Here is an 18,061-nt window from a genome sequence, read left to right as displayed (position 1 = left end):
GGCCGCTGGCCGGCATGGCTGGATACAAAAAGCCCCGCCTCGGCGGGGTTTTTTTGTTGCCCGCAACCCTGCCGGGCAGCCGACGCCCCCACGCTCCGGCTCCTCGCCGGCAGCGGGTTCACGCTGATCCGGACGCCCGGCCCGCAGCGGCCGGGCCCAGCTCCTGCATGAACACCTGCGTTGCACGCGATGCGCGCCCCGCCTGCGAACAGACCAGGCCGAACACGCGCCGGATGCCCGGCTGCACCGGCAGCACGCGCAGGCCGTGCAGATCGTCCGGCAAGGTCGATTCCGGCACCAGCGAGACTCCCAGGCCCTCGCGGGCCAGCACGCACGCGCTGGCCCAGTCCCGCACGGTCACCCGTACGTCGCTCAGCTGTAGACCGGCCTCCGCCATCAGGCGCTGACCGTTCACCGCACAGCCCCCTGTTGCGAGGATGAAGGGCTCGGCCGCCAGCTCGCTCAAGGCCACCCCGCTTTCCGTGGCACGCCGCGCCAGCGGATGCGACTGCGCAAGCACCGCCATCCACCCATCGCTGCCCAGCATCAACGGGGTGCGATCGGCAGCGGGGTTCATCACCACGCCGGCGTCGACCGTGCCTGATTCGAGCCAGCACTCCACCTCCTCGTCGGTGCCCTCCACCGCCACCACCTCGATGCCCGGGTGACGGCGCTGGAAGTCACGCAGCAGCGCGGGCAGCACACTGGAAACGAGCGACGGGAAGGTCGCCAGGCGGATGCGTGCGCCATTGAGCCCCTGGCTGTCATCGGCCAGCGCGCGGATCGCCTGCAGACCGCCCAGCATGATGCGTGCGTGTTCGATCACCCGCTGCCCGAGCGCGGTGATCTCCACCTGCCGCCGCTCGCGCACGAACACCGCAAAGCCCAGGGAGGACTCCAGCTGGGCAAGCGCCTGGCTGGCACCGGACTGGCTGATGCCGACGCGATCAGCGCCGCGCGAGATGGTTCCCTCGTCGGCCACAGCAACCAACAGGCGCCAATGGGCAAGATTCATCATGGCAGGCAGTAGCTCGGCTTATGGCAGGAAAATCGAAGATTGATTTTACCGGATGCCGCTCACCCAGCAGACTCCTTCGCATCGGCTGGCCCAGCCGTCCTTTCCGCCTCGAGACCGTCCATGAAGCTCTACTACGCGCCCTACACCTGCTCGCTTTCGCCGCATATCGTGCTGCGCGAGCTTGGCCTGCCCTTCGAGCTGGTCAAGGTCGACAACACCACCAAACAGACCGCCGATGGCCGCGATTTCCGCAGCATCAACCGCAAAGGTTATGTGGCGGCGCTGGAACTGGATGACGGTCAGGTGCTGACCGAAGGCCCGGCCATCGTCCAGTACCTGGCCGACCTGAAACCCGAATGCGCGCTGGCCCCGCCCGTCGGCAGCTGGGAGCGGGTACGACTGCAGGAATGGCTGAACTTCGTCACCAGCGAAATCCACGCTGGCTCGGCACCGCTGTTCAATGCGGCACTCCCGAAGGACGCGAAGGCATTCTTCCGCGAGAAGCTGTTCAAGCGTTTCGACATGCTGCAGGAGACACTGGCGCAACAGGACTTCCTGATGGGACCGTCCTTCAGTGTGGCCGACGCCTATCTGTTCACCGTGCTGGGCTGGTGCCGGTTCTTCGCCATCGACCTTGCGGCGTGGCCGGCCTTGCCTGCGTACATCCGCAGGGTCAATGCGCGACCGGCCGTGCAGGCGGCGCTGCGCGCAGAGGCAGCATGATGTGCAGCCGAGCGTAGGCTCGGCTCTACACCTTTCCAGCCGGCTTCCTGGGTGGATCGTCGCAGACCTTGTGCTGCACCACCGTCTCGCCGACCTTCCATTCCTTCGTGACCCGGCAGCGCTCCTTGGCTTTCGGCACAGAGACCGCTGCAGCATTCGCCTCGTCAGCCGCAGCAGTCTGCTGGCGCTCCAGCCACACCGATGGCGGGGCTGGAGGTGTGGCCAGTCCCGGCCCCGCAAGCAGAACCAGACCCACCAGCAGCACGGCCCTCATGCCGCCACCGCCCGGCCACCCAGCAGGCGCGCCGGCAGCATGAACAGCGCACGCAGGAAGGCGAACAGGGCCGAGAAGGTGATGCCGACCAGGCGGAACGGCAGGCTCAGCAGCCACACGAACGGCCAGGCGATCAGAGCGAGGATCGCCAGCGGCCAGCACAGCACGAACAGCAGGCACCACACACCGAGCGCGAACAGGGTCTTCATCACGGTCTCCTTGTGGCGGCACCCTGCCGCCTGCGGACACCTTGGCGCCCTGCCCTTGCCGCGCGCAAACGGTTTGCGACGAAACCGGGCTGGGAGCGATGAAACCGATCCAGCGCTGTTGTAGAGCCGAGCCCACGCTCGGCTGCTCATGGGAATGTGCGGACCAACGGTCCGCACCCACCGGAGGCAGAGAGCAGCCGAGCGTGGGCTCGGCTCTACAGGAGCTGCACTGCGCCCGGGCGGCCGTGGGTGACCTGGAAGCGGGCCGCGGTTCGCGCCGGCGCATCGGCGCGCAGGACGCTGTCGGCGAAGCGAAGCTCGGCATCCACGGTCTGCCGGTTCAGCTGCAGCTTCCACCAGCCGCGGCGGTCTCCGTCGAAATAGCGGATATGCGGGTTCTGCGGTATCGACGGTCCGTAGTACGGACCGTACGGCGTGTCGTCGCCGCCGCTGCTGATCGCCGGGGCGATGAATTCGGTGGCCACGACTGGCGCACTGGCGGCATCGAAGTCCAGCTTCAGGTCGTTGACGAAGGTGGAATGCCAGTCCCCGCCCAGCACGATGGCATTACCCTGCCCACCCGCTTGCATCGCCTGCAGCAGGCGGTTGCGAGCCGCCGGATAACCATCCCAGGCATCGTTCCAGAAGCGTTCGCGTGGCGTGCCACCGTCCAGCCGCAGCTGTGCCATCAACAGTTGCTGCACCACCACGTTCCAGCGCGTGCCGCGTGCGGCCGCCATCGACTGCGCGAACCAGGCTTCCTGGCCCACGCCCAGCATGCTCATGCGCGGGTCCAAGGCGGCCTCGCAGCGCGGCGACTCGCCCACCCCGCAGGGGTTGGCCGGACGGAACTGGCGGCAGTCGAGCAGCGTCAGCTGTGCAAGATCGCCGTAACGCAGGCGCCGATGCACGCGCAGGCCACCGTTGCCCGCAGGCGTGCTGCGCATCGGCAGGTGTTCGTAGAACGCGCGGTAGGCCGCCGCGCGGCGAACGATGAAGTCCTCCGTCGAGACGCCGGGCTTCTCCGGATGGATGCCCGAGTAATCGTTCTGCACCTCGTGGTCGTCCCAGATCACCGCGAACGCGTGTGCGGCGTGCGCGGCCTGCAGATCGGGATCGAGCTTGTACAGCGCGTACTGGTCGCGGTAGCGCTCCAGGCTGACGGTCTCGCCGCTGAAGCGCCCGGCATCCAGCGTGCGCCCGCGTGCGTTCTGCAGCGGGCTGTATTCGTACAGGTAGTCGCCGGCATGCAGCACCAGGTCGACATCGCTCTGCGCGATATCGCGCAACACCGGGTAGTAGCCGCTGTTCCAGGCCTGGCAGGTGCACAACGCCAGCCGCAGCTGCTGCAGCTGCGTGTCCAGCAGCGGCGCGGTGCGGAAGTGACCGACCGCGCTTTCCTCATCGCCATCGCAGGCGAAACGATAGTAGTAGTCACGGCCCGGGCGAAGGCCGCTGACTTCCACATGTACCGAATGCGCCAGCTCCGGCACCGCCGCGGCGACGCCACGCTGCACCAGCCGGCGCATGCCGGGGTCTTCGGCCACGAACCAGCGCACCGGCACCGCCCGCGACGGCATGCCACCGCCGTTGAGCGGGTCCGGCGCCAGACGCGTCCACAGTACTGCCCCCTGCGGATCCGGATCGCCGGCAGCGACGCCCAGGGTGAACGGATCACGTCCCAACCGCGGGCGTGGGCCGGCCGTAGCCAGCCCCGGCATCGCCGCCAGTGCGATCGCTGCCCCCGTGCCCTGCCATGCCATGCGCAACAGGCGACGACGGCTTTCCGGATCGACAGGCCCGCGCATCAGAAGTGCACGGTGGCGGTGGCCATCACCTGCCGCGGCGCACCGACCTGCATGGTCGCCAGGCTGCGGGTCGGGTCGGCGGCGTAGGTGCCGTTGGTGTTGATCGAGGACAGGTAGCGCTTGTCGGTCAGGTTGGTCAGGTTCAGCGCCACGGTCAGGTTCTGTGCCGGGCCGAGCTTGCCGAAGTCATAGGCCACCGAAGCATTGACCAGCCAGTAGCTCGGCACCGACACGTCGTTGGTATAGGTCACGAAACGCTTGCCGACGTGGTTGGCCGACAGGCGCATGTCCCACGGGCCCGGCGTCCAGGCCAGGGTGCTGGCGAACATCCATTCCGGGGTATCGACGGTCTTCTTGCCGCGGGTCGGCACCACGCCGTTGTTCACGTAGTCGTTGTCGTAGGTGCTGTCATTCCACGACAGCGCGTTGGACCACGCCAGGTCCTGCATGGGCTTCAGCTGCAGGGTCGCCTCGGCGCCGCGGCTGGTCACCGAACCGACGTTGGAGAACAGCGCCGGGCAACCGAGGATGCCCACGCACTGGGCAATGGCCAGCAGGCGGTTGTCGAACTTCACGTCATACACCGCCACCGAGGCTTCATAGCCCTGGCCATAGCCGCGCCAGCCCAGCTCGATGGTGCGCGACTGTTCCGGCTTCAGGTTCTTCGCGCTGGCATCGAATGCGGCCTGCGGTACGTTGAACGGGCTGCCCACGCCCAGCGCATAGGCCGCGATGTTCTTGGCGAACGAACCAAAAATCTCGTTGCCTTCGTTGAGCTTGAAGTTGAAGCCGGCCTGCGGCAGGAAGCCCTTCTTCGAGGTCAGGCTGCTGTTGTTGGCATAGCTGCCCAGCGGCGTGCGCACGCTGGTGCGGGTGTGCGGCGACTTCGCGCCGATGTCGATGGTCAGGCGGTCATCGAACAGGCGGAAGCGGTCCTGCACGTAGAACTGGCGGGTGATGGTGGTGTAGCGCTGGTGCCACACGCGCTGGTCCGGATTGCGCAGGAAGAAATCGTCGGTGATCGGGCCGTCGATGTAGTAGAAGTTGCGCTGCACGCTGTGGCCGTTGTCTTCGTACCACAGGCCCGCTTCCAGTTCGTGGCCCGCCACGTTCCAGGTGAACGCCGAGGTCACGCCCGTGCGGTCGATCGCATACTCGGTGGTGCGGATCGAGATCGGGATCTCGCGGCTGGTGCCCGGGTTGGACGGATTGGACGGGCTGAACCAGTGGCCCTGGCCACGGTTGCTGTGGTTGTAGACATTGACCTTCAGGCGCATCGACTCGTTCAGGCCGAAATCGCCGGCAATGCTGGACAGGTCGTCATTGCGCAGGCCGTGGCCGGAGTAATACGCGTCCCACGGGCTGTTGACGCCACCCGTGTACTTTCCGCGTGCCGCGGCAACGGCGCGATCCCAGTCCGGCGCGTAGTTGTCCCAGTCCCAGCCGAGACGATCGATCATCTCCAGCGACAGGTCCTGGTAGTCGGCCTCAACGCGGCGCGAGGCGTTGAACAGCGCGGTGATCCTGCTGTCCGCGCCGAAGTTGTAGGTAGCCTTGCCGTTGAACTGCTTCAGCTCCTGCGAGCCCTTGCCCTTCCATTTGTCGCCTTCCGAGTACGCGCCGGACAGGTAGGCCGCAAAGCCCTGGTGGTCGCCGGTATCGAGGCGCGCATAGCTGCGGCGCGCGTTGTCGCTGCCGAAGCTCTGTGCCAGCACCACGCCATACTCGGTGGACGGATCGATCGAATAGAACTGGAACACACCGCCGAGGTTGCTGGTGGACGGCGTACCCAGCGCGCCAATGCCGGTGGAGACCTCCGCACCGCCCAGGTTCTCGCTGATCACCGCACGGCTGATGTGCAGGCCGTTGCTGTTACCGTAGGCCATGTTGCCCAGCGGAATGCCATCGAGCGTGTAGCCCAGGCGGTTCTGGTTGAAGCCACGCAGGCTGATGGTGGTGGACCACTCGTAGGCACCTGTCGCGTCGGCCGATTCGAAATGCACGCCCGGCTTGGTCGCCAGCAGCTTCAGCGGGTTCGCACCAGGCGGCAGCACTTTCATGTCCTCGGCGGTCACGCGCTGGACCTGGCGCGCTTCACCGCGGCCGATCACCGAGATCGAATCGAGCGTGGTGGCCGACGGTGCGTCGGCGGCGGGGGCGGTTTCAGCGGCGGCAAGCGACGGCAGCGAAGCACAGACCAGCAGGGCCAGCAGATTGCGGCGGAGCGGAGCGTGGGACGGCATGGGGGCGGATTCCTTGGGCACGCTGGACGCCGAAGGGCGGCGTCGAAGGGCAGCAGCGGCGGAATCGTAGAAGCGTCGCGTTACATGTCATTTACACGCCACATACGGAAGATTGGCGTTTCGAATGGTTTGCCGGCCGTGGAGTGGTTGCCGGCCAGCGGCCGGCACTACGGCTATTCGAATGAGCCGACCGAGTCGTGGGCCAGATTGTCGAAGCGGGTGTATTCGCCGAAGAACTTCAGCTTGCACGAACCGGTCGGGCCACCACGGTGCTTGCCGATGATGATCTCGGCCAGGCCCTTGTCCGGCGAATTTTCCTTGTTGTAGTAATCGTCGCGGTAGATGAAGACGATCATGTCCGCATCCTGCTCGATTGCGCCTGATTCGCGAAGGTCAGCCATCACCGGGCGCTTGTCGGTACGTGTTTCCAGCGAGCGGTTGAGCTGCGACAGCGCGATCACCGGCACGTGCAGTTCCTTGGCCAGGCCCTTCAGCGAACGCGAGATTTCCGAAATTTCGGTCGCGCGGTTCTCGCTGTTGCCCGGCACGCTCATCAGCTGCAGGTAGTCGATCACCACCAGGCCCAGGTCGTGCTCGCGCTTGAGCCGGCGGCACTTGGAACGCAGCACTTCCGGCGACACGCCCGGCGTATCGTCGATGAAGATCTTGGTTTCCTTCAGCATCTTGATCGCGCTGGTGACGCGGCTCCAGTCTTCGTCTTCCAGCTGGCCGGTACGCAGGCGCTGTGCGTTGATGCGGCCGTTGGAGGAAATCAGGCGCATCGCCAGCTGCGACGCCGACATTTCCATCGAGAACACCGCCACGCCCTTCTTCGACTTGATCGCTGCGTACTCGGCGATGTTCAGTGCGAACGTGGTCTTGCCCATGGCCGGGCGCGCGGCGAGGATGATCAGGTCGGTCGGCTGCAGGCCGGCGGTCATCGCATCGAAGTCGTTGTAGCCGGTCGGCAGGCCGGTGATGTTGCCGCCGTTCTCGAAGCGGTTGCGCAGCTCCTCGAAGGCATCCTTCAGCGCGCCAGGCATGGCCACGAAGTCGGTACGCCCGCGTGCCCCCTGTTCGGCGATGGCGAACACGCTTTTCTCCGCAGAAGCCAGCAGCTCACTGCTGTCACGGCCCTCCGGCTGGAAACCATCGTTGACGATGTCGGTGCCGACCTGGATCAGCTGCCGCAGCACCGCCTTGTCACGCACGATCTCGGCATAGGCCACGATGTTGGCCGCCGACGGCGTGGTGCTCGCCAGCTCGATCAGGTAGGCGCCATCGCCCACCAGCTCCAGCTTGCCCTGCGATTCGAACCACTCGCCCAGGGTCACCGCGTCGAACGGCCGCTCACGCTCGGACAGCTCGCGGATCGCGCGGTAGATCATCTGATGATCGCGGCGGTAGAAATCGCCCTCGGTCAGCTGGTCGTTGACCCGGTCATAGGCCTCCGGCGCCAGCATCAGGCCACCCAGCACCGCCTGCTCGGCTTCCACCGAATGCGGCGGCACGCGCAGCTGGTCGATACGCGATTCGTCGCGATCGCGATCGAAGCCATCACCGCGCTCTCTGCGGTTGGAACGGAAGCCGGGACGAGCGGACATGCTGCGGTGTTTCCTGCAAAAGTGGGCCGGACGAGTGTAGGCATGCGCCGACCCCGGCGGCCATGGACAAGCCTGTGGATAAGCCGTGGAGAAACGGGGGATATCCGCCGGTGCCTGGCCAGTCTGGCGCGGGGGCGTCGCAATGCCTGCGACGGGCGCCGTTGCGACGCCCGAATGGGTCATTATCGCAGATCAGGGGGCCTGGGTCGGATTCCGTGCAGCGCACGGGCTCCGGCCCGCTCAGCGGGACATGGGGGCAGAGCCCGCCGCTGCGCGCCGGGATCCGTCCCCGGGCGTGGCTGCTCCGACCCCATCGGTCTCAATCGCCCTTCACGTGCACCGCGATCAGTGCCAGGAACCGGTCCACGTAGCCCTGCAGGAATTTCTGCGTGCCCTCGTTGTGGATCGTGCCGTCGGCATCGATCAGGCCGTCCTTGAAGTGGATGAACGCTTCGGGCTGGCCGAGCACGTGCATGTCCAGGAAGGCCAGGCTGATACGCAGGTGCTGCTGGGCCACGGCAGTACCGATCTGGCCGATGGAAGCGCCGATCACCGCCGCCGGCTTGCCGGCAAACGCGCTGTCACCGTAGGGGCGCGAGCCGATGTCGATGGCGTTCTTCAGCACGCCCGGCACTGACCGGTTGTATTCGGGGGTCACGAACAGCACCGCGTCGGCGGCACGCACCTGATCCTTCAGCCGGGTGCCCTGCGGCGGGTACTGTCCATCGAAATCCTGGTCGTACAGCGGGAGATCACCGATCTGCACGTACTGGAAGCGCGCGCGGTCGCCGGCGATCTTCTCCAGCGCATGGGCCAGCTTGCGGTTGCAGGAATCCTTGCGCAGGCTGCCAACGAACACGGCGATGGTGGGGACGGACATCGGGACGTACTCCTCACGGTGCGGGAGGCCCAGCCTAGACGCCGGGCCCGTGCCGTCCGGTGAAGATCAGCCGCCGGTCACGCCGGTCCGTACCTGCCGCCAATGCGCCTGCCAGGCCTGGAACATCAGCACGTTCCACAGGTGGGTATGCCACTTGCGCTGGCCGCCCAGGAACTGCTGCCACAGCGGCTGCACCGCCGCCGCCGACAGCACGCCCTCGCGCTCCAGGCGTGCCGGCTGCAGCAGGTCTTCGGCCCATGGCCGCAGGTCGCCCTTCAGCCAATCGCTGACCGGCGCACCGAATCCGCGCTTGGGCCGGTGCACCATCGACTGCGGCACGTAGCGGCCAAGCACGCGCTTGAGCAGCACCTTGCTGGTGGTTTCGCTGCGCTTGAAGCCCAGCGGCAGCGACCAGGCGAACTCGGCCACGCGCCAGTCCAGCAGCGGCGCGCGTGCCTCCAGGCTGACCGCCATCGAGGTGCGGTCGACCTTGCACAGCAGGTCATCCGGCAGGTAGGTCACGTAATCGGCCAGCATCATCGCGTCGGCCGGTGTGCCGGCACCGTGCAACGGATCGGCCAGGTCGTAGAAGCTGCCGGCAGCCTGCGCGCCCGGCACCGCCGTCGCCGGATCGCGCCAGCGCGAGATGCGGTTGCGGTACACGTCGCCGATGCCACGCGCGCCGGACTCGGCCAGCAGCGCGGCCAGGCCGCCGGTCCGCGAGGCCTCGCCCTGCTGCTGCGAGCGCGCGCCCATCCAGCGCCGGAGCGGGCCTGGCACGCGGCCCAGCATCTGCCAGTTGCGCAGCGCGCGCACGTAGCGGGTATAGCCGAAGAACAGCTCATCACCGCCGTCACCAGACAACGCCACAGTCACGCCCTGCCGCGCCAGGCGCGCGACCAGCGCGGTCGGCACCTGCGAAGCGTCGGCGAAAGGCTCGTCGAACATTGCCGGCAGCTGAGGCACGACTGCCAGTGCATCCGCGCCGCTGACATAGAGCTCGGTGTGGTCGCAACCCAGATGCGTGGCCAGTTCCCTTGCCAGCGGTGCCTCGTCGTGGCCCGAACCGGTGAAGCCGATGCTGAAGCTGTGCACCGGCTGCCCGCTCTGCGCCTGCATCAGCGCTGCCACCAGCGACGAATCGGTACCGCCGGACAGGAACACGCCAACCGGCACGTCGGCCACCATGCGCAGCGCGACCGCATCGCGCAGCAGCCCATCCAGCTGCTCCTCGGCTTCCTCGATGCGACCCTGGAACGGGGCCGCCAGCGCGGCCTGCATGCGCGCACGCGCATCCCAGTAGGGGCGCTGTGCCTGCTCCGGGCGGTGCGCGGCCGCACCCGCCGCTACGGCTTCGGCGTCCAGGCGCAGCACGCGCCCGGGCATCAACTTGTAGCAGCGCTGGTGGATGCTGTGCGGTGCAGGAATGTAGTCCAGCCGCAGCAGCAGGGTCAGTGCATCCCGGTCGATGTCGTTGTCGAACGCCGGGTGCTGCCACAGCGCTTTCAGTTCAGAGCCGAACACCAGGGTGTCACCGGCCCAGCCGTAGTACAGCGGCTTCTTGCCGACGCGGTCGCGGGCCAGCCACAGGCACTGCTGCTGGCGGTCCCACAGCGCGATGGCGAACATGCCGTTGGCACGCTGCAGGGTGTCCTCGATACCCCACTGCAGGATCGCTGCCAGCAGCACCTCGGTATCGGAATGGCCGCGGAAGGCGTGCCCCAGCGGCTCCAGTTCGGCACGCAGGGCAGCGAAGTTGTAGACCTCGCCGTTGTAGGCCATCACGTAGCGACCATCGGACGAGGCCATCGGCTGGTGGCCCAGCGGCGACAGGTCGAGAATGCTCAGCCGACGGTGCGCCAGCGCGATGCCTGCCCCGGCATCGACCCAGCTGCCGCCATCATCCGGCCCGCGGTGGTGCAGCGCCTCGCCCATGGCCAGGACCTGCGCCTGCAGCACCTCGGCCGACGCCACAGGCGCCGGCAACAACATTCCCGCCAATCCACACATGCATCAAGGTTCCTGCGCCAGTTCAAGGGCGGCGCCAATCACCGCATTGTCGCTTGGAAGCCCGAACATTGCTGCCCCCGCCAGCGGGGTATAGGTATCGGCACCGCAGACCCGGCGCAGCGGCAGGTGGCCGAAACCTGCCTCGACCAGTGCGGTGACCACGCCCTCGCCCACCCCGCCACTGTGGCGACCCTCGTCCAGCACCAGCACCCGCCGTGCACTGGCGGCCTGGCTGGCGATGAAGCCGGCATCCAGTGGCACCAGCCAGCGCAGGTCGACCACCCGCACCTGCCAGCCCAGCTGCTGCTCGATCGCCCGCGCCGCGCGCAGCGCCATCGGCACGCCATTGCCGTAGGTGTAGACCAGCAGGTCGCCCGCCTCCGGCACATAGACCCGGCCCTCCCCGGGTACCAGCGCCTGGCCCTGGGCCGGGTAGTCGAACAGCCATTGGCCATCGCCGGGTTCGTGCAGGTCCTTGCTCATGTACAGCGCGATCGGCTCCAGGAACACGGCCACGCGCCCATCCACCCGCGCCAGCGCCGCCAGCGTGCGTAGCATCAACACCGCATCGTCGCCGCGCGATGGGCAGCCGACCACAAGCCCGGGGATGTCACGCAGCGCGGTGATCGAGTTGTCGTTGTGGAAATGGCCACCGAAGCCCTTCTGGTACCCCAGCCCGGCGACCCGCACCAGCATCGGGTTGCGGTACTGGTCGTTGGAAAAGAACTGCAGCGAACAGGCCTCGCCACGCAGCTGGTCAATGGCGTTGTGCAGGTAGGCCAGGTACTGGATTTCCGGAATCGGCAGCATGCCCATGTTGGCCAGACCCTGTGCCATGCCCAGGATCATGGTCTCGTCCAGCAGGGTGTTGAACACCCGGCGCGGCCCGAAGCGGCGCAGCAGATCCTTGGTGACGGTGTAGACACCGCCCTTCTGCGCCACGTCCTCGCCGAACAACAGGCTCTGCGGATACTTCGCCAGCAGCTCCTGCAGGCCGTGGTTGATCTGGATGGCCAGGTGCCGTGGTGCCTGCCGCTCGGGCAGGGTCTCCGCACCGCCATACAGCGCTTCGCGCGTCTCGGCGGGCACCTCGCGCCGCGCTTCGGCCAGCACCGCCGCTGGCGTGTACGGCGCCAGCGGCGCCATCACTTCCTGCAGCGACTGCAGCGTCGGGCGGCCTTCGGCATCGGCGGCCGCCGCCATGCAGCGCGCGCGCATGCTCTCGTAGGCCACCTCGATGGCGGCCGCATCCATCCAGCCTGATTCCAGCGCGATCTGCGCCGAACGCAGCAGCGGGTCCTGGGCTTCGGCTGCACACAGCTCCGGCAGCGCGCGCCATTCCACTTCAAAGTCGGTGCCGGCATGGCCCATCAGGCGCGTGGTGCGCAGATGCAGGAAGGTCGGCCGCCGGGTGCGTCGGCAGTGCTCCACCGCGGCCTGCACCTGGGCGTGCCCGGTGGCCAGGTCCAGCCCATCGGCGAAGAAATAGTCGAGCCCTGGCTGGCAGCTGAAGCGCTCGGCAATCCAGCCTTCCGGCGTCTTCACCGAAATGCCCAGCCCGTTGTCCTCGCAGACGAACAGGACCGGCGCCGGCAGCTTCTGGTAGGCCGACCACATCGCGGTATTGAACGCGGTCTGCGCGGTGGCATGGTTGGCCGAGGCATCACCGAACGAGCACAGCACGATGCTGTCGGTGGGAATCGGCAACGACTGCCCCAGCCGCTTGCCACTCTCGATGGCCAGCGCGGTGCCCAGCGCCTTCGGCAGGTGCGAAGCAATCGTCGAGGTCTGCGGCAGCACCCACAATGGCTTGCTGCCCCACACTTTGTGGCGGCCACCGCTGGCCGGATCATCCGCGCTGGCGGCGAAGGACAGTGCCGCATCGCGCAGCGGATCGATACCCGGCACCTGGCGCGAACGCTCGGCCATGAAGGCACCGGAGCGATAGTGCAGGAAGGCTGGATCGGTATGCCGGCAGGCCCGCGCCAGCAGCGCATTGCCTTCGTGGCCGGAGGAACCGATGGTGTAGAAGACCTTGTTCTGCACGCGCAGCACCCGTGCCATCAGGTCCAGCTGGCGGCTGGCCAGCTGCGATTCGAACAGTTCGCCAAAGGCAGCCGCGGTGAGCGTGCTGCCCGGCAGGATCGGCGCATCCGGTGCCGGGCGCGGACGCGGGGTGCCGCGCCAGCCACGTACCGCATCGAGGAAGTTGGCGTCGCACACTTCGGCGCGGTTGAGCACGCGCATGCGTGCGGGAATCGGATCTGGAACCACAGCGAACATCGAACACCCTCCGTGTCGTTGTTGCATTCGGCCGGACATGGCCCGGCGCTACCCTGTGGGGGTCACCCTGGTGAGAGTCACGCGGCCTCGAATCGCGAGCGCACTTCGGCGGTCACTGCCGGCATCGGCAGGAAGCGCGGCTGCTCACGCACGCGCTGCAGCCAGGCGCGGACTTCCGGGAACGGCTCCAGGCTGATGCCGCCCTCGCCCGCCACATCGGTATAGGCAAACAGGGCGATATCGGCGATGCCGTATCCGCTGCCGGTGAACCATTGCGCCTGGCGCAGGTGCTGCTCCATCACTGCCAGCGCGGTGGCTGCGCGCTCGTGCAGCCGTGGCAGTTCGGCGCGGCGCGGCGAATCGGACGCGGTCCAGCCGCGGATGAAGCGCGCCACTGCCACGCACGGCTCGTGCGTGTACTGCTCGAAGAACATCCAGCTCAACGCCTGCGCGCGCTCCCAACCATCAGTGGGCAGGTACGGCGTGCCTTCGGCCAGCCAGAACAGGATCGCGTTGGATTCGGTCAGCACGCGGCCATCGTCGCGGACGATCAGCGGCACCTTGGCATTCGGGTTGAGCGCCAGGAATTCGGGGGTATGGGTCTGGCCGTGGGCACTGTCCACTTCCACCCAGCGGTAACGGCTGCCGAGCTGCTCCAGCAGCAGGCGGACCTTGTGGCAATTGCCCGAGACCGACATGCCATGCACCGTCAGCGGGACGCGCTCTTCCACCATTGCCTGCTCCATCACATCCGGCCGGCGGCCGGCTGCGTGCAGTCTGGCAAGCGCGTCTGTGAATGCCAAGCGCGGGTGCAGCATGGCGACCCGGTCGTGCCGGCCGCTGGCCGGCAATCGCATGAATCCTGCTGGACGAGGTTGCCGGCCAGTGGCCGGCACTACCGGGCAACGCTCAGCGTGTGCGCTGCCGCCACTGCGCGCGCGACTGGCCCCAGATCTGCATCGGCTTGTCGTTGTACGGTGGCGGCAGTTCGCCCATGCGCAGCATCGTGCTGCCGAGCTTGCGCGCGACCGCCCGCGAGTTGTCGTTGTTCTCGGCGATGGTGTGGATCACCTCGTCCCACCCGAGCGTGTCGAACGCCCAGTCGATCGCGGCGACCGCGGCTTCCGGCGCATAGCCCCTGCCCCAGCTGGCATGGCGGATGCCCCAGCCAACCTCGGTACCGGGCCAGTCCTGCGGTTGCCAGGGACCCATGCGCCCGATCCAGTCACCGCTGGATTTCTCGATCACGCTGAACATCGAGAAGCCGAACAGCTGCCAGGCGCCAGCCAGGCTGCAGAAGCCACGCCAGGCCACCGAAGGCGGCTGCACGCCACCGAGGGTGCGCATCGTTTCCTCGTCGGCGCAGAACGCCAGATAGGGTTCGTAGTCCTCGCGCAGCAGCGGGCGCAGGATCAGGCGCTCGGTTTCAATGCGCAGGTCGAAGATGCTCATGCCGGCTCCATGTCGAAGGAAGCGTCCATGATGGTGGATTCGCGCCCCGCGCGGATGAATTCCGCCGGTCGCAACGAAACGGGCCGGCATGAGCCGGCCCGTCGAGTACTGCATGCTGCACCTGGATTACTGGCGCGTGGTGGCCGCAGTGGCACCGGCGGCAGCGGTCTGCGTGACCAGCTGGCCATCGACCACCGGCAGGCGATCGCTGGCCGGCTTGTTGTCCATGCGCACGGTCTTCTCGGCGCCGTCGTAGCGGTAGGTCACGTTGTAGCCCTTCACCACGTCGTTGGTACCCATGGCAATGCGGTTGCCCGGCTTGCTGGCCATGCGCATGGTGCCGGTGGTGCCGTCTTCGTTGCGATAGGTCACGTTGTAGCCGGTGACGCGGCTCGACTCGGAGGTCGCGGTCTCGGTGTGGCACTGGCGCTCGGTGCGGTTGACCACGCGGCCACCCACATGGCGCTTGTCGATCTGGTTGCCGATGAAGCCACCGGCCACCGCGCCAGCCGCAGTGGCCGCCTTCTTGCCATTGCCGCCGCCGACCTGGTTGCCCAGCAGGCCACCCACCACAGCACCGACCACGGTGCCGCCCACATTGCCGTCACGTTCCGGCAGGCGCTCCTGCACCGTCACGTCCTGGCAGACTTCATGCGGGGTCTGGGTGGTGGAGGTCTCGCGCACCGCATCGGTGCCGATCACGGTGGCGTAGGCCTTCTGCTTCTCGGTGATCGGGTCGACCTTCAGCACATCGGCATATTCCAGCCCACGCGGTGCCGACGGATCGAGCGTGTCACCACGCGCGCCATCGCCAGTGGCGTTGCCATCGACCAGGCGCGATTCACCGTTGGGGGTTCCGGCGCTGATGGAATCGGGCGATGTGCCGCCACTCTTCATGAAGGCGGCGGTGGCGATACCACCGACCAGCAGCGCGCCCGCTGCGACCAGGACAGTTGTAGTTGTGCTTTTCATGACCTGCTCCTTGCGGACCATCCGCAACGTTCTCGGGCCAGATTGCAGCATGCGCTGCCTGAACGGAATCTCCACATTTCCTGCTCATTCCCGTAACCCATTCAGCATCGGGAAATGCTGGGCCCGTGGTAGCGTTTGCATATTCCCCAGGAGGACCCCCGCCATGGCCAACCCGATGCTGCTGCCGGTACTGCAATGGGCGCGCCGGCTGCGCTACCCCACCCTGTTCAAGCTCACCGCAGGCCTGTTCGTGCTGACCCTGTTCATTCCCGACCCGATCCCGTTCGTCGATGAACTGGTGCTCGGCTTCGGCACCCTGCTGCTGGCCAACTGGAAAAGCCGCAATACGGTCCCGGCCCCGCCGCCGCTGGAACAGCGTTGAGCGCGCTGGTCGACAGCCACTGCCATCTGGATGCCAGTGAATTCGATGCTGATCGCACGGCGGTGATCGAGCGCGCAGGCGCCGCGGGCGTGCGCGCGCAGGTGGTACCGGCCGTCACCGCCGCCAGCTGGCCGAAGCTGCGCGAGGTCTGCCGGCTGGCACCGGGGCTGTACCCGGCGTACGGCCTGCATCCGATGTTCCTGGCCGAGCACCGGCCCGGCCATCTGCCGCTGCTGCGCGAGTGGATCGAGCGCGAACGACCGTGTGCGATCGGCGAATGCGGGCTGGATTTTTTCGTCGAGGGATTGGATGCAGAGGCACAACAGGCGTACTTCATCGGCCAGCTGGAACTGGCGCGCGAGTTCGAGCTGCCGGTGATCGTGCATGCGCGGCGCGCGGTGGATGCGGTCATTGCCGCGATCCGTCGCATCGGCGGCCTGCGCGGCGTGGTGCACAGCTTTTCCGGCAGCCCGGAACAGGCCGCGCAACTGCATCGGCAAGGCTTCCTGCTCGGTCTCGGTGGCCCGCTGACCTACGAACGCGCGCAACGGCTGCAGCGCCTGGTACGCGGGATGCCGCTGGAACAACTGCTGCTGGAAACCGATGCACCGGATCAGCCTGATGCCGGCATCCGCGGCCAGCGCAACGAACCGGCGCGGCTGGCGACCATTGCCCGCCACGTGGCCGCACTGCGCGGAATGGACGTTGAAGCCGTGGCATATGCCACGACGCAGAACGCGCGACGGCTGTTCGCTTTGCCGGCGAACTGAGGGTAGTGCCGGCCGCTGGCCGGCAACTCCGGAATGATTCGATCAGCGCAGATGCCGGCCAGCGGCCGGCACTACCGTCACGCGTCGGCGTGATCCTCGACCACTTCGGCCTTCACCTTCTTCGGCTCCAGCAGCATTTCCAACGCCTTGCCCACCGCCGCGAAAGCGAAGGCGCCGGTGATATGGGTCGCCGCACCCAGGCCGGCGCCGCAGTCCAGCTTCAACGCTGCATCGGCACCGAGGTTCGGGCGGATGCCGCATACGCTGCCATCGGCCTGCGGATACTTCACGTTTTCCAGCGAGTACACCGCCGGCACGCCGAAGTAGCGCTTGGCGTTCTTCGGGAAATTGAACTCGCTGCGCAGCTTCTTGCGGATCAGCGCCAGCATGGCATCGTGCTCGGTGCGCGAGACGTCGCGGATGCGCACCAGGGTCGGATCAGTACGGCCACCGGCGGCACCGACGGTCAGCAGCGGCAGCTTGCGGCGACGGCACCAGGCAATCGTCTCGACCTTGACCCGGAAGCTGTCGCAGGCATCAATCACCAGATCGAACCCACGGTCCAGCAGTTCGGCCATGTTCGACACCGTCAGGAACGCCTGCACGGCATCGACCTCGATGTCCGGGTTGATCGCGCGGCAGCGCTCGGCCATCGCCTCGGCCTTGTTGCGGCCGTAGTTGCCTTCCATCGCCGGCAGCTGCCGGTTGGTGTTGGACACGCAGATGTCATCGGCATCGATCAGGGTCAGGTGGCCGACCGCCGAGCGGGCCAGCGCCTCCACCACCCACGAGCCGACGCCCCCCATGCCCACCACCGCCACGCGGCTGCCCTGCAGGCGCTCGAGCGCACCCACGCCATACAGCCGTTCGATGCCGGCGAAGCGTTGTTTGACCTGTTCGTTCATCCGGCTATTTTAACGTGCAGGCGCCAGCGCCTGCAGCGCGCCGGCATCGAACCCACCGTTGCACGCCCGGAGAGCCCGCCATGAACGCCAGCCCGCCCCGCCGCCCGTCCACCGCCTACCGCTATCTGTTCGTGCTCGGCCTGGGCCTGTTGATCGGCCTGATCGCCACGGTGATGGTGGGCCGTGCCCTGCAGGCGCGCCGCGACCCTTTCCCGGACAGCCTGATGCAGGTGATGCAACGGCAATCGCAGCTGCTGCAGCAGGCCCAGCAGCAGAACCGCTGCAGCCTGGCCGACAGCGTGCCGCGGTTGCAGGCGATGCGCCTGCTGTCCAACGACCTGGACCTGGCTTTCCCCGGGCTGAAGGACAGCGCGCAGTTCCAGCAGCATGCCAGCCAGCTGCGCGGCAACCTCAACGCCGCTCTGGCCGCACCGCCCAGCGACTGCACGGCCCTGGCCCAGGTGGTGGAAACGGTGCAGGCCGACTGCCGCGCCTGCCACCAGGACTTCCGCTGAGCCGCATTCATCC

General features: G+C 67.3%; 17 protein-coding genes. 4 read left to right on the top strand and 13 right to left on the bottom strand.

Features of this window, described 5'->3' with window-relative positions:
- Positions 1-118: 118 nt before the first annotated feature.
- Entirely contained in the window at positions 119-1,015 is an 897-nt protein-coding gene (locus tag AC5P57_RS09980; RefSeq protein ID WP_239503834.1) for a LysR family transcriptional regulator, read from the bottom strand.
- A gap of 123 nt (positions 1,016-1,138) precedes the next feature.
- Here AC5P57_RS09980 and gstA point away from each other — a divergent pair, with 123 nt between their 5' ends.
- The gene (gene gstA / locus AC5P57_RS09975; protein WP_099552503.1) at positions 1,139-1,741 is read left to right on the top strand and encodes a glutathione transferase GstA; all 603 of its coding nucleotides are present in this window, start codon (positions 1,139-1,141) and stop codon (positions 1,739-1,741) included.
- A 25-nt stretch (positions 1,742-1,766) separates the two neighbouring features.
- Here gstA and AC5P57_RS09970 read toward each other — a convergent pair whose 3' ends face one another.
- From AC5P57_RS09970 to AC5P57_RS09920, 11 genes are all read right to left on the bottom strand, one after another.
- Complete coding sequence (locus tag AC5P57_RS09970) at positions 1,767-2,015, bottom strand: hypothetical protein (protein ID WP_099552504.1); 249 nt, start codon at positions 2,013-2,015, stop codon at positions 1,767-1,769.
- Positions 2,012-2,224 (bottom strand): hypothetical protein, encoded by a 213-nt coding sequence (locus AC5P57_RS09965; protein WP_010486834.1) that lies wholly within the window; start codon positions 2,222-2,224, stop codon positions 2,012-2,014. Before AC5P57_RS09965 ends, AC5P57_RS09970 begins: the two co-directional genes overlap by 4 nt.
- A gap of 215 nt (positions 2,225-2,439) precedes the next feature.
- Positions 2,440-4,032 carry an alkaline phosphatase D family protein gene (locus AC5P57_RS09960; protein ID WP_262234846.1) on the bottom strand — a complete coding sequence of 531 codons (1,593 nt, stop codon included), beginning with the start codon at positions 4,030-4,032 and terminating at the stop codon, positions 2,440-2,442.
- Positions 4,032-6,275: a TonB-dependent receptor family protein gene (locus AC5P57_RS09955; protein ID WP_099552506.1), complete on the bottom strand. Its 2,244-nt coding sequence runs from the start codon at positions 6,273-6,275 to the stop codon at positions 4,032-4,034. The genes AC5P57_RS09960 and AC5P57_RS09955 overlap by 1 nt, the downstream gene beginning before the upstream one ends.
- 173 nt (positions 6,276-6,448) lie before the next feature.
- On the bottom strand, positions 6,449-7,879 hold the full coding sequence (locus AC5P57_RS09950; RefSeq protein ID WP_099552507.1) for a replicative DNA helicase: 1,431 nt from the start codon (positions 7,877-7,879) through the stop codon (positions 6,449-6,451).
- Positions 7,880-8,198: 319 nt separating this feature from the next.
- Positions 8,199-8,759, bottom strand: coding sequence for an NADPH-dependent FMN reductase (locus tag AC5P57_RS09945; RefSeq protein WP_099603905.1), 561 nt, complete (start codon positions 8,757-8,759; stop codon positions 8,199-8,201).
- Between the two features lie 66 nt (positions 8,760-8,825).
- Positions 8,826-10,769, bottom strand: a complete 1,944-nt coding sequence (asnB, locus tag AC5P57_RS09940; protein WP_099552509.1) for an asparagine synthase (glutamine-hydrolyzing) — start codon at positions 10,767-10,769, stop codon at positions 8,826-8,828.
- Between the two features lie 3 nt (positions 10,770-10,772).
- Entirely contained in the window at positions 10,773-13,052 is a 2,280-nt protein-coding gene (locus AC5P57_RS09935) for a transketolase C-terminal domain-containing protein (RefSeq protein ID WP_262234845.1), read from the bottom strand.
- A 77-nt stretch (positions 13,053-13,129) separates the two neighbouring features.
- Positions 13,130-13,786, bottom strand: a complete 657-nt coding sequence (locus AC5P57_RS09930) for a glutathione S-transferase family protein (RefSeq protein ID WP_099552513.1) — start codon at positions 13,784-13,786, stop codon at positions 13,130-13,132.
- 175 nt (positions 13,787-13,961) lie between these two features.
- Entirely contained in the window at positions 13,962-14,504 is a 543-nt protein-coding gene (locus tag AC5P57_RS09925) for a GNAT family N-acetyltransferase (RefSeq protein WP_099552511.1), read from the bottom strand.
- 126 nt (positions 14,505-14,630) lie between these two features.
- Positions 14,631-15,476 carry a glycine zipper 2TM domain-containing protein gene (locus tag AC5P57_RS09920; RefSeq protein WP_099552514.1) on the bottom strand — a complete coding sequence of 282 codons (846 nt, stop codon included), beginning with the start codon at positions 15,474-15,476 and terminating at the stop codon, positions 14,631-14,633.
- Positions 15,477-15,639: 163 nt separating this feature from the next.
- On the opposite strand from AC5P57_RS09920, the gene AC5P57_RS09915 reads away from it, so the two are divergent.
- Positions 15,640-15,858 carry a DUF6116 family protein gene (locus AC5P57_RS09915; RefSeq protein WP_005410285.1) on the top strand — a complete coding sequence of 73 codons (219 nt, stop codon included), beginning with the start codon at positions 15,640-15,642 and terminating at the stop codon, positions 15,856-15,858.
- Positions 15,855-16,628: a TatD family hydrolase gene (locus AC5P57_RS09910; protein WP_099552512.1), complete on the top strand. Its 774-nt coding sequence runs from the start codon at positions 15,855-15,857 to the stop codon at positions 16,626-16,628. The genes AC5P57_RS09915 and AC5P57_RS09910 overlap by 4 nt, the downstream gene beginning before the upstream one ends.
- Positions 16,629-16,705: 77 nt before the next feature.
- On the opposite strand, the gene AC5P57_RS09905 is transcribed toward AC5P57_RS09910, so the two are convergent.
- Positions 16,706-17,533 (bottom strand): tRNA threonylcarbamoyladenosine dehydratase, encoded by an 828-nt coding sequence (locus AC5P57_RS09905; RefSeq protein WP_033835434.1) that lies wholly within the window; start codon positions 17,531-17,533, stop codon positions 16,706-16,708.
- Positions 17,534-17,613: 80 nt separating this feature from the next.
- Here AC5P57_RS09905 and AC5P57_RS09900 point away from each other — a divergent pair, with 80 nt between their 5' ends.
- Positions 17,614-18,048: a cytochrome c gene (locus AC5P57_RS09900; protein WP_049420899.1), complete on the top strand. Its 435-nt coding sequence runs from the start codon at positions 17,614-17,616 to the stop codon at positions 18,046-18,048.
- The last annotated feature ends 13 nt before the right edge of the window (positions 18,049-18,061 follow it).

The organism is Stenotrophomonas sp. YJH_SMC_79 (assembly GCF_059367995.1).
This window is presented reverse-complemented; position numbering and strand designations above follow the sequence as displayed.

Coding starts and splice junctions, on each gene's coding strand:
- AC5P57_RS09915 (WP_005410285.1), top strand. CDS start 15,640: ATGGCCAACCCGATGCTGCTGCCGGTACTGCAATGGGCGCGCCGGCTG.
- AC5P57_RS09960 (WP_262234846.1), bottom strand. CDS start 4,032: ATGCGCGGGCCTGTCGATCCGGAAAGCCGTCGTCGCCTGTTGCGCATG.
- AC5P57_RS09905 (WP_033835434.1), bottom strand. CDS start 17,533: ATGAACGAACAGGTCAAACAACGCTTCGCCGGCATCGAACGGCTGTAT.
- AC5P57_RS09980 (WP_239503834.1), bottom strand. CDS start 1,015: ATGAATCTTGCCCATTGGCGCCTGTTGGTTGCTGTGGCCGACGAGGGA.
- AC5P57_RS09900 (WP_049420899.1), top strand. CDS start 17,614: ATGAACGCCAGCCCGCCCCGCCGCCCGTCCACCGCCTACCGCTATCTG.
- AC5P57_RS09965 (WP_010486834.1), bottom strand. CDS start 2,224: ATGAAGACCCTGTTCGCGCTCGGTGTGTGGTGCCTGCTGTTCGTGCTG.
- AC5P57_RS09970 (WP_099552504.1), bottom strand. CDS start 2,015: ATGAGGGCCGTGCTGCTGGTGGGTCTGGTTCTGCTTGCGGGGCCGGGA.
- AC5P57_RS09920 (WP_099552514.1), bottom strand. CDS start 15,476: ATGAAAAGCACAACTACAACTGTCCTGGTCGCAGCGGGCGCGCTGCTG.
- gstA (WP_099552503.1), top strand. CDS start 1,139: ATGAAGCTCTACTACGCGCCCTACACCTGCTCGCTTTCGCCGCATATC.
- AC5P57_RS09925 (WP_099552511.1), bottom strand. CDS start 14,504: ATGAGCATCTTCGACCTGCGCATTGAAACCGAGCGCCTGATCCTGCGC.
- AC5P57_RS09955 (WP_099552506.1), bottom strand. CDS start 6,275: ATGCCGTCCCACGCTCCGCTCCGCCGCAATCTGCTGGCCCTGCTGGTC.
- AC5P57_RS09945 (WP_099603905.1), bottom strand. CDS start 8,759: ATGTCCGTCCCCACCATCGCCGTGTTCGTTGGCAGCCTGCGCAAGGAT.
- asnB (WP_099552509.1), bottom strand. CDS start 10,769: ATGTGTGGATTGGCGGGAATGTTGTTGCCGGCGCCTGTGGCGTCGGCC.
- AC5P57_RS09930 (WP_099552513.1), bottom strand. CDS start 13,786: ATGGTGGAAGAGCGCGTCCCGCTGACGGTGCATGGCATGTCGGTCTCG.
- AC5P57_RS09950 (WP_099552507.1), bottom strand. CDS start 7,879: ATGTCCGCTCGTCCCGGCTTCCGTTCCAACCGCAGAGAGCGCGGTGAT.
- AC5P57_RS09935 (WP_262234845.1), bottom strand. CDS start 13,052: ATGTTCGCTGTGGTTCCAGATCCGATTCCCGCACGCATGCGCGTGCTC.